The sequence below is a fragment of the Streptomyces javensis genome (genome assembly GCF_039525925.1).
Lineage (GTDB): Bacteria > Actinomycetota > Actinomycetes > Streptomycetales > Streptomycetaceae > Streptomyces > Streptomyces asiaticus.
Window position 1 is genome coordinate 39,968 of the sequence record NZ_BAAAIF010000077.1, and the last position, 8,655, is coordinate 48,622.

Genomic DNA, 8,655 nt, shown 5'->3' on the forward strand with positions numbered 1-8,655 from the left:
ACGAACGGAAGTCAGGGCATGGAATCAGGAATTCTCTTCGACCTGCGCAACCCGGAGGCCTGGCACCGGCCGTGGGCCGACCACTACGCGCGCTCGCTCGAGTGGTGCGAGGAGGTCGACCGGCGCGGTATCGGTGGCGTGTGGTTCACCGAGCACCACCTGTTCGAGGACGGCTATCTGCCGCAGCCGCTGGTGTTCGCCGCCGCGGCGGCCGCCCGGACCCGTGACTGCCGGATCGGCACCGCGGTGATCCTGCCCAACCTGCGCAGGCCGGCCCAGCTCGCCGAGGACGCCGCGATCGTCGATCTGATCAGCGGCGGCCGGCTCGAACTCGGCGTCGGCGCCGGCTACCGGGTGCCCGAGTACGACCTGTTCGGCGCCGAGTTCGGCCGCCGGTTCGGCCGGGTGGAGAAGAACATCCGGGAGGTGCGCAGGCTGTGGGAGGAAGGCGGCATCACGCCCGGCCCGATCCAGCGCCCGGTGCCCGTGTGGGGTGGTTTCTACGGACCGCGCGGTGCCCGGATCGCCGGCCGCCTCGGCATCGGATTGCTGCACATCAACCGGGCGATGTACGAGCACTACGAGGCCGGGCTCGCGGAGGGCGGCCACGATCCGCGAACCGCTCGGGTCTCGGACCTGCTGCCGGTGATCCTCGCGGACGACCCCGAGGCCGTCTGGCCCCGGATCGCCCCGCACCTGGTCCACCAGATGAACACCTACCGCCTCGGGTCCGTGGAGGGCACCGACCACCCCGCCCCGCCGCTGCTCAAGGTCGAGGACTTCCCCGAGAAGCGGCCCGAGGACGGTTCCTGGGCCACTCTTGAGGTGCTCACCCCCGAGCAGGCCGCGGTACGCATCCACGAGCGGACCAGGGGACTGCCCGTCAGGCACCTCATCTTCTGGGCGAGCGTCGCGGGGATGCCGGACGATCTCGTGGCCCGGCACATCGAGCTGGTCGCCGAGTTGCCGAAGCTGCTGGAGAGGCAGTCGGCCGGTGGGTGAGCCGGTCGTGACCCCGGCGGCCGCCGCGCCGCGGGGGATCCGCCGTCACCGGGCCCTGCTGGTCGTCCTCTCCGGAAACATGCTCCTGGACGCCATCGAGGTCTCGGTGGTGCTGGTGGCCCTGCCGTCGATCGGCGCCGACCTGGGACTGACCATGTGGTCGGTGCAGTGGCTGATGAGCGGATTCGCCCTCGGCTTCGCCGCGATGCTGACCCTGGGGCCGGTGCTGTCCGGCCGTTTCGGGCTGCGCCGCGTCTACCTCGCCGCGATGCTGCTCTTCGCGCTCGCCTCCGTCGTCGGCGGACTGAGCGACGGCATGGCGACGCTGGTCGCCTCCCGGCTGGTCAAGGGGGCGTGTGCGGCGCTGACCGCGCCCGCCGGACTGGCGCTGATCGGCACCACGTTCCCCGGCGGTCCGCCGCAGCGCCGGGCGGTGTCGGTGTACTCGCTGTTCGGCGCGGCCGGGTTCACCGCGGGGCTGCTGCTCTCCGGAGCGCTGGCACCCGGCCACTGGCACGGGACGTTCCTGTTCCCCGCCCCGGTGGCCCTGGCACTGCTGGTGTGGGGTTTCAGGGTGATCCCCGGCGGTGTACGGCAGCCGCCGACTCCGCTCGGCGGGGCGATCCTGCGCAACGGCCCGCTGGTGCGGGCGACGATGGGTGCGGCCACCCTCAACGGGGCGTACATCGGCCTGCTGTCGCTGGCCACGTTCCGGGCGAGCGACGCCTTCGGCTGGCGGCCGTGGCAGGTCGCGCTCGGCCTGCTGCCCGCCTGTGTGCCGCTCGCGGTCTCGGTCCCGTTCGCCGGACGGCTGGTCCAGCGGTTCGGTACCGGGCGGTTGATCGCCGCCGGGGCGCTGTGCGCTCTCGCCGGGCAGCTTTACGCCCTGCTGCGGCCGGGCCCGCTGTCGTACGCGGCCGGCCTGCTGCCCGCGCTGCTCCTGGTGTCGGCCGCCTTCGTGCTCTCCTTCGCGGCGCTGAACATGCAGGCCGCGCAGAGCGTGGCACCGGCCCTGCGCGGTGCGGCCGTGCCGGTCTACCAGACGGGGGTACAGCTGGGCAGCGTCGTCATGCTGCCGCTGGTCGCCGGGCTCGCCACCCTCACCGACGGCTACCGGGCGCCCCTGCTGGCGACGTCGCTGGTCGCGGCGGTGGGGGTGGTGGCAGCCGTGGGCGGGCTGCGCGAGCGCACATGACGTCCGCCTCAGCCGGTCAGCAGCTCCCGGGTGACGGCGTCGAGCCGCCGCGCGTCCTCCGGGTCGAACGAGTGGTGCCGCAGATCCAGGCGCCGGCCTTCGAAGAAGGCGCTCAGCGGCTCGGCGGGCGGGCTGTCGATGGCCGCGACGATGGGGGTGATGCCGGCCTCGACCGGCTTGGCGAACCGCAGCATCTCCTTGACGTGGGCGGCGGTGGCCGGGTCGAACTCGCCGGCGAAGCCGGTCGCCGTACCGCCCGGGAAGTCCAGCACGTACCGGGTCCGGTGGCCAGGGCGCTGGAGGGAGAAGGAGACGCCGAGGAGGTTGTTCAGCTTGCCGCCCTGGAACATGGCGCCCCAGCCGTCGTAACCCCGCTCGAGGCCCAGGTCGTCCCAGTGGATCTGACCCGCTTCCACGCCCGGCCCGGCCACGTTCACGATGACCGGGTCGGGGGCCTTCTCCAGCAGGTCGAGCAGGCCGTCGCCGAGCAGGAAGCGGCTCAGGTAGTACAGCGCGAAATTGTGCTCGAAACCTTCGGAGGTGACGCGGCGAGAGGAGCGGAAGAACCGGGCGCACAGCACCAGGGCGTCCACCGCGGGGAAATTCTCCCTGATGTCCTCGATGATCCGCTTGTTTTCGCTGACCAGACTGAGGTCCGCGGGCAGGAAGAAGGCCCGCTCCCCGGCGCCCAGGTCTTCCGCCGCGGCAAGGAAGATCCGCCCCTTCTCCGGATGGGGGCCGATGACCACCACCTGGTCGCCGCGCTTCAGATACGTGTGGGCGAGCGCTTCTCCGATGCCGGAGGTGCCGCCCGAGACAACCAGGGTCTTCATGATGTTCTCCTTGAGGGCCGGAACGAGAAAAGAAAGGGTCGTGCAATGAGCTACGAGGCAGATCTGGCCGAGACGGTGAAGCACCTCACCGAACGGGTCCATGAACTGGAGGCGATTCACGAACTCCAGCGGCTGCGTACCGAGTTCCACCGCTGCCTGAACAACGCGGAGTGGGACGGGCTGGCCAGTCTGTTCACCGACGATGCGCACCTCGACTACGGCGACTTCGGGCAGGCGCACGGCAGCGCCGGAATCCGCGAATTCTACAGCGCCTTACCGGGGAAGATCCTCGAATTCCAGACCGGCGCCCGGACCATCTCTTTCAAGAACTTCGTCCACGGGCATCAGGTCGAGGTGCTGAGCAGGGAATCCGCCATCGGCGTCTCCTTCTTCGAGGAGAAGATACGGTTCGACCGGGAGAGCGAAATCCACAACAGCATCGGCCAGTTCACCGACACCTACGCCCACCGGGACGGGCGTTGGCACTTCGTCAAGGTCGAGCTGGATCACTACTGGGTGGTGCCGGACAACGAGGGCTGGCGCTGGCCCTGGTGATCCCCGCCGGGCCCCCGGCACCCGTTGCCGGGGGCCGAGCCGCACGGCTGTCATCCGCGTGCGGCCTCTTCCTGGGCCAGTGGGGCGGCGGCCGGCGCGACGACGCGCCGGCGCAGCGCGGGGAGCATGGCGAGCACTCCGAGCACCGCGAAGATCAGCGGTACCGCCAGCGCGACGCGCAGGCCGTGCAGCACCTCGGAGGGCGCGGGACCGGTGTTCGCCGCGTTGACGGCGGTGGCCACGCTCAGCCCCAGCGCCGGACCGATCTGGAACGAGGTGTTGACCAGGCCGCCGGCCACCCCCTGGTCCTCCACGGGAACGCTGTCGGCCGCCGCCATGGTGAGCGGTCCGTACGCCAGCGAGAAGCCGAGGCCGATCAGCAGGAACGCGGGCAGCAGCAGCGCGGCGTAGCTGGAGTCGGCGGTCAGGAACTGGAGCAGCGCGTAGGCCAGGACGGCCGAGGTCATGCCCGCCAGGACCACCCGCTCCACGCCGAAGCGGCCCACCATCGGGGCGGCGATCCGGGTCGACAGCACGGCGGCGACCAGCCCCACCGGGCTCACCGCGAACCCGGTCTCCATCGCCGACCAGCCCCGGTAGTCCTGGAAGTACAGCGTCATGGTGAACAGCACGCCGATCCAGGCACCGATCAGCGACATCGCGGCGATGTTGGCGCGGACCAGGGCGGGGGAGCGCAGCATGTCCAGCCTGACCAGCGGCTTGTCGATCTTCCGCTCGATCGCGGTGAACACGACGAGGAGCAGCGCGGCGGCCACCAGCGAGCCCACGGTGCGGGCCGAGGCCCAGCCCACCTCCGGTGCCTGCACCAGGGTGAACACCACCAGCACCATGGTCGCGGTGATGGTCACGGCGCCGAGGATGTCGAAGTCCTTGGCGCCACCCTCCGGCCGGGGCGACCGCGGGATCAGCGCGAGGCCCCCGAGGAACGCGGCGAGTCCGACGACGGACGGGGCGAAGAACACCCAGCGCCAGTCCAGGTCGGTGAGCAGACCGCCGATGACCATGCCGAAGGCCATGCCGGTGGCGCCGGTCGCGGTGAAGATGGCCAGGGCCTTGTTGCGGATGTGGCCCTCGGCGAAGCTCGTGGTGATGATCGAGAACCCGGCAGGGGCGCTGAACGCGGCGCCGACGCCGGTGAGGAAGCGGGCCGCGATGAGCACCTCGCCGTTGGGAGCCGCGCCGCCGACCGTGGAGCCGATGACGAAGACCATCAGCGACGCGAGCAGCATCCTGCGCCGGCCCAGCAGGTCGGCGGCGCGTCCGCCGAGGAGCAGGAAGCCGCCGAAGCCGACCACATAGCCGGTGATCACCCATTGGAGGGTGCTGGTCGACATGTCGAGCGAGGTCCCGATCGCCGGCAGGGCGACGCCTTTCATCGAGACGTCGAGGGCGTCGAGGAATAACGCGCCGCAGAGCACGGCAAGCATGCCGTAAGCCTTGGAGGACATGGTCGTGAAGACCGCGTTGGTTGGGGGAGGGGCGGGCATGAGAGCCTCCAGAAGAGCCGGACCGATCGGTCTGTTATCAGCCGAGGCACAGCATGACCGTGTCACTGACGGGATGTCAATGCGACTTCCCCGGGAGGGGACCGATCGGTCTGATAGTCTTCGGAAGCATGCCGCGCAAACGCACGCCCGACGCTCATGACCGCATCCTGGATGCCGCGGGCGGCCTGTTCGACCGCTATGGTGTGCACGCGGTCGGGATGCAGCAGATCATCGATGACCTGGGGTGCGGAAAGCAGCTTCTCTACCGGGAATTCGCCAGCAAGGACAAGCTGGTCGTGGCTTATCTGGAACGCTGCACCCAGGATTGGGACCGCACCTTCGCGCGCGCCCTCGCGGCGGCTGCCACACCCGAGGAGCAGCTCGTCGAAGTGGTCCGTGCCGTCCAGACCATGGTGCCCGGAACCCGTGGCTGCTCCCTGCGCAATACGCACGCCGAATTCCCCGACCCGGAACATCCCGCGCATCAGGTCTCCCTGGAGCATTTCAAGGCTGTCCGGGAACAGCTGCGGGAATTGGCGCGGCGGACTTCCGCGGCCGATCCTGACCGACTGGGTGACCGGATCATGCTGATCATCGACGGCGTGTACGCGAGCGGCGCCACGCTCGGTGCCACGGGCACCGCGGAGGAAGCCGTCGCATTGGCCCGCGACGTGATTCGGATCGAGACGTCCCCGCCGGTCGCGGAATCGGAAATACCGGCTGACGTCCAGTAATTGACGGCGGGACGGAGCACGGAGTCCGCCGCATCCGAACCTGTGGTCGTCCCGCAGTGACAGGGCGAATCTCCGCGGTGTTGCCTGGAAACCCATTGGAGGCCGACCGGCGGCCTTCAGAGTTTCCGAGGGAGACCATCGTGACCCAGCCCAAGCCCGTCGCGCTGATCAGCGGAGCCGGCCGAGGCATCGGCGCGGCCACCGCGCGGGAGCTGGGACGGCGCGGCTACCACGTGATTGTCAACTACCGGAGCGACTCCGAGGCCGCCGACGCCGTCGTCGAGACGATCACACGGGAGGGCGGCTCCGCCCAGGCCGCCCAGGCCGACGTCTGCGACGCCGAACAGGTCGCCGCCCTGGTCGAGCGGGTCCGCTCGGAACACGGCCGGATCGACGTGCTGATCCTCAATGCCAACACGGTCAACCCGTCGTTCGTGCCCCTGACGGAGCTGTCCTGGGACGCCTTCGCCGAGAAGGTCAACGGCGAGCTGTCCGGCGTGTTCCACCTCAGCCGGCACACACTCGCCGTCATGCGGGAGCAGCGGTCGGGCCGGATCGTCTTCATCTCGAGCACCGCCACCGACTTCATCGGCATGGCCGTGGCGCACTCCACCGCCAAGGCCGCGCTGAACACCTTCAGCCGTCATGTCGCCGGAGTCGGTGCGCAGTACGGCGTCCGGGTGAACACGGTCTCGTTCGGAGCGGTGCGTACGGAGTCTTCCGGGGCGGGCTTCAGCGAGGGCCTGCGGAAGTTCCTCACGGACCGTTCCGTGCTGTCCCGCTTGGTCGAGCCCGAGGACGCGGCGCGCGCCGTGGCCTCGGTGGCCGACGAGGACTTCGGAGCCGTGGCGGGGCAACTGATCCGGGTGGATGGCGGGTTCGGCATCCTCGACGAGCAGCTTCACCCGTTGGCCGAGTACTTCTCCTGACCGAGGCGGTGCGCCGCCCGTCGGCAGGCCCTGACAGGCCCGGCCGCGTCCAGCGCGTCTACAGCCGCCGTTCGCACGGGAGAGGACAGAAGCCGCTGCCTCCCTCGACCACCACGGTCTTCCCGGGGGCGATCTCGGTGAACCCCGCGTCGCGCACCACCGGCAGGCCGCTCGCGGTGAGCTCGTCCCACCGCTCGGCCGACGCCGTACGCACCGCCAGCGGGAACCCTGCCCCGCGCCAGGCCGCCCGCGCCGCGTCGTCCAGCTCCCACCAGGCCAGCTGGGCGCCGTGCCCGGCCTGGGCCATCGCCTTGCCCGCCGACATCTCCACATGGGGGTTCAGCCACAGCACCGGACCGGTGGGGTCGGGGGCGGGCGGCGGCTCGGGGTCGTCCAGGTCGGTGCCGGAGACCTGGAGCTTGGCCAGCTCCTTGGGCCAGCCGTCCAGCGGCACCGGCGGGAACACCCGCACCTCGGCGGCCGCCGACGAAGCCCCGTCCCCGTCCCCGCCCTCGTGCCCGCTTACCTCCTCGGCCGGGGGCGCGGCGGGTGTCCGGCCCGTGACCGTGATGCCCGGCAGCCCGGCCGCGCGCCGCCACTCCGCGCCGCGCGCCCGCCGTACGACCTTGCGGATCCGGGCGTCCTGCCAGTCCCGTACGGCCTGGGCCCACTCGCCGTCGGCGGCCGTCGCCCGCTCGTCCGACAGCAGCACCAGCACCGCGCGCGCCGCCGTCTCCAGGGCGTCCGTACGCGCCGGGGGCGCGGCCTTCTCGATCCGGACCACCAGGGGCAGGACGAACTGCGGCGCGGCGTCCCGGTCGGTCTCGGCGTGCCGGAAGGGGCTGCTGCGGGCGCCGGATCCGGTGCCCTGGTGAGCGGTCGTCTGGGCGCCGGTCTGGGTGCCGGTCTCGGTGTCGCCGTCGATGCTGGTCACGCGCCAAGTGTGCCAGGACCGCCGCGGGGCCGGTCTGACGGATCTTGGTGCCGCTGGCTCGTGCTGCTGTTGGCTCTTGGCGCCGTGAGCCCCCGGTGCCTTTGGCCGAAGGGCGCCGTGCCAGGCGTCGCGGCGGGCCCGCGACGACCCGCCGGACGGGGCCCAGGGCCAATGCGCGCCGAGGGCCTCCCCTCGCCGAGCGGCGCGCCTATGCTCAACCGGCATGAGACTGCGAGGAGTCGGCCGCCGCTACGGCCTGGGCGGGCCCTGGGTGCTGCGGGGTGTCGATCTCGAGGTGCCGCCGGGCTCCCTGACCCGTGTCCAGGGGCGCAACGGCAGCGGCAAGTCCACGCTGCTGCGGCTGCTCGCCGGGATCGACGCCCCCAGCGCGGGCCGGATCACCGGCCGCCCGGCCACCGCCTACGTCCCCGAGCGGTTCCCGGCCGAGCTGCCCTTCTCCGCCCTCGGCTACCTCACCCACCTGGGCCGGATCCACGGGCTGTCCCGCGCCGCGGCGGCGCGCGGGGCGGGGGAGTGGCTGGAGCGGTTCGGCGCGGACGGCCACGCCGGCACCCCGCTCGCCGAGCTGTCCAAGGGCACCAGCCAGAAGATCGCCGTGGCACAGGCGCTGCTGGCCGCCCCCGGCCTCCTGGTCCTGGACGAGGCGTGGACCGGCCTCGACCAGGCCGCACGCGGGGTGCTGGACACCGCGGTCGCCGAGCGCGTCGCCGACGGCGGCGCGGTCGTCTTCGTCGACCACGACCCACGCCGCTTGGCCGGAGCCCCGGACCGCGTCCTGCGCGTCACCGAGACCCGGCTGGAGCCGGTGGACGCGGACGCCCACGGCGAGCCCGGCGAGGCCGGGTACCCCCGCCCGTCCGGAGGCGCCCCGGACCCGGCGGCCGGGGCGCCGGGCCGGGAGGCCGTGGTGCCGGGCCGCGGGTGCGGGTGGAGGCCGAGGGACG

At 71.8% G+C, this 8,655-nt stretch carries 9 protein-coding genes; 6 read left to right on the plus strand and 3 right to left on the minus strand.

The genetic code is table 11. The features are described from left to right. Window positions 1-18 precede the first annotated feature (18 nt). Both ABD329_RS40720 and ABD329_RS40725 read left to right on the plus strand, forming a co-directional pair. Window positions 19-1,002 carry an LLM class flavin-dependent oxidoreductase gene (locus tag ABD329_RS40720; protein ID WP_198276551.1) on the plus strand — a complete coding sequence of 328 codons (984 nt, stop codon included), beginning with the start codon at window positions 19-21 and terminating at the stop codon, window positions 1,000-1,002. After that, complete coding sequence (locus tag ABD329_RS40725; protein ID WP_309142685.1) at window positions 995-2,197, plus strand: MFS transporter; 1,203 nt, start codon at window positions 995-997, stop codon at window positions 2,195-2,197. Before ABD329_RS40720 ends, ABD329_RS40725 begins: the two co-directional genes overlap by 8 nt. A gap of 8 nt (window positions 2,198-2,205) precedes the next feature. Here ABD329_RS40725 and ABD329_RS40730 read toward each other — a convergent pair whose 3' ends face one another. Next, the gene (locus tag ABD329_RS40730) at window positions 2,206-3,030 is read right to left on the minus strand and encodes an SDR family NAD(P)-dependent oxidoreductase (RefSeq protein ID WP_198276550.1); all 825 of its coding nucleotides are present in this window, start codon (window positions 3,028-3,030) and stop codon (window positions 2,206-2,208) included. Window positions 3,031-3,075: 45 nt separating this feature from the next. Between ABD329_RS40730 and ABD329_RS40735 the strand changes: the two genes are divergently transcribed. Next, window positions 3,076-3,585, plus strand: coding sequence for a nuclear transport factor 2 family protein (locus tag ABD329_RS40735; RefSeq protein WP_167442330.1), 510 nt, complete (start codon window positions 3,076-3,078; stop codon window positions 3,583-3,585). Between the two features lie 50 nt (window positions 3,586-3,635). Here the strand turns inward: ABD329_RS40735 and ABD329_RS40740 are convergent, their stop codons facing one another. After that, entirely contained in the window at window positions 3,636-5,093 is a 1,458-nt protein-coding gene (locus tag ABD329_RS40740) for an MFS transporter (RefSeq protein ID WP_198276549.1), read from the minus strand. 128 nt (window positions 5,094-5,221) lie between these two features. On the opposite strand from ABD329_RS40740, the gene ABD329_RS40745 reads away from it, so the two are divergent. Together ABD329_RS40745 and ABD329_RS40750 are read left to right on the plus strand one after the other, a co-directional pair. Further along, on the plus strand, window positions 5,222-5,827 hold the full coding sequence (locus ABD329_RS40745; protein WP_198276548.1) for a TetR/AcrR family transcriptional regulator: 606 nt from the start codon (window positions 5,222-5,224) through the stop codon (window positions 5,825-5,827). Window positions 5,828-5,967: 140 nt separating this feature from the next. Then, entirely contained in the window at window positions 5,968-6,756 is a 789-nt protein-coding gene (locus ABD329_RS40750) for an SDR family oxidoreductase (protein WP_198276547.1), read from the plus strand. Between the two features lie 58 nt (window positions 6,757-6,814). Here the strand turns inward: ABD329_RS40750 and ABD329_RS40755 are convergent, their stop codons facing one another. Next, window positions 6,815-7,681, minus strand: a complete 867-nt coding sequence (locus tag ABD329_RS40755; RefSeq protein ID WP_425574437.1) for a peptidyl-tRNA hydrolase — start codon at window positions 7,679-7,681, stop codon at window positions 6,815-6,817. Window positions 7,682-7,913: 232 nt separating this feature from the next. Here ABD329_RS40755 and ABD329_RS40760 point away from each other — a divergent pair. After that, window positions 7,914-8,655: ABC transporter ATP-binding protein (locus tag ABD329_RS40760; RefSeq protein ID WP_344317730.1), on the plus strand; the 742-nt coding region annotated here is incomplete at its 3' end.

Bases quoted from the DNA above. Each gene is read 5' to 3' on its own strand.
- ABD329_RS40720 (WP_198276551.1), top strand. From the start codon at position 19: ATGGAATCAGGAATTCTCTTCGACCTGCGCAACCCGGAGGCCTGGCAC.
- ABD329_RS40730 (WP_198276550.1), bottom strand. From the start codon at position 3,030: ATGAAGACCCTGGTTGTCTCGGGCGGCACCTCCGGCATCGGAGAAGCG.
- ABD329_RS40735 (WP_167442330.1), top strand. From the start codon at position 3,076: ATGAGCTACGAGGCAGATCTGGCCGAGACGGTGAAGCACCTCACCGAA.
- ABD329_RS40740 (WP_198276549.1), bottom strand. From the start codon at position 5,093: ATGCCCGCCCCTCCCCCAACCAACGCGGTCTTCACGACCATGTCCTCC.
- ABD329_RS40745 (WP_198276548.1), top strand. From the start codon at position 5,222: ATGCCGCGCAAACGCACGCCCGACGCTCATGACCGCATCCTGGATGCC.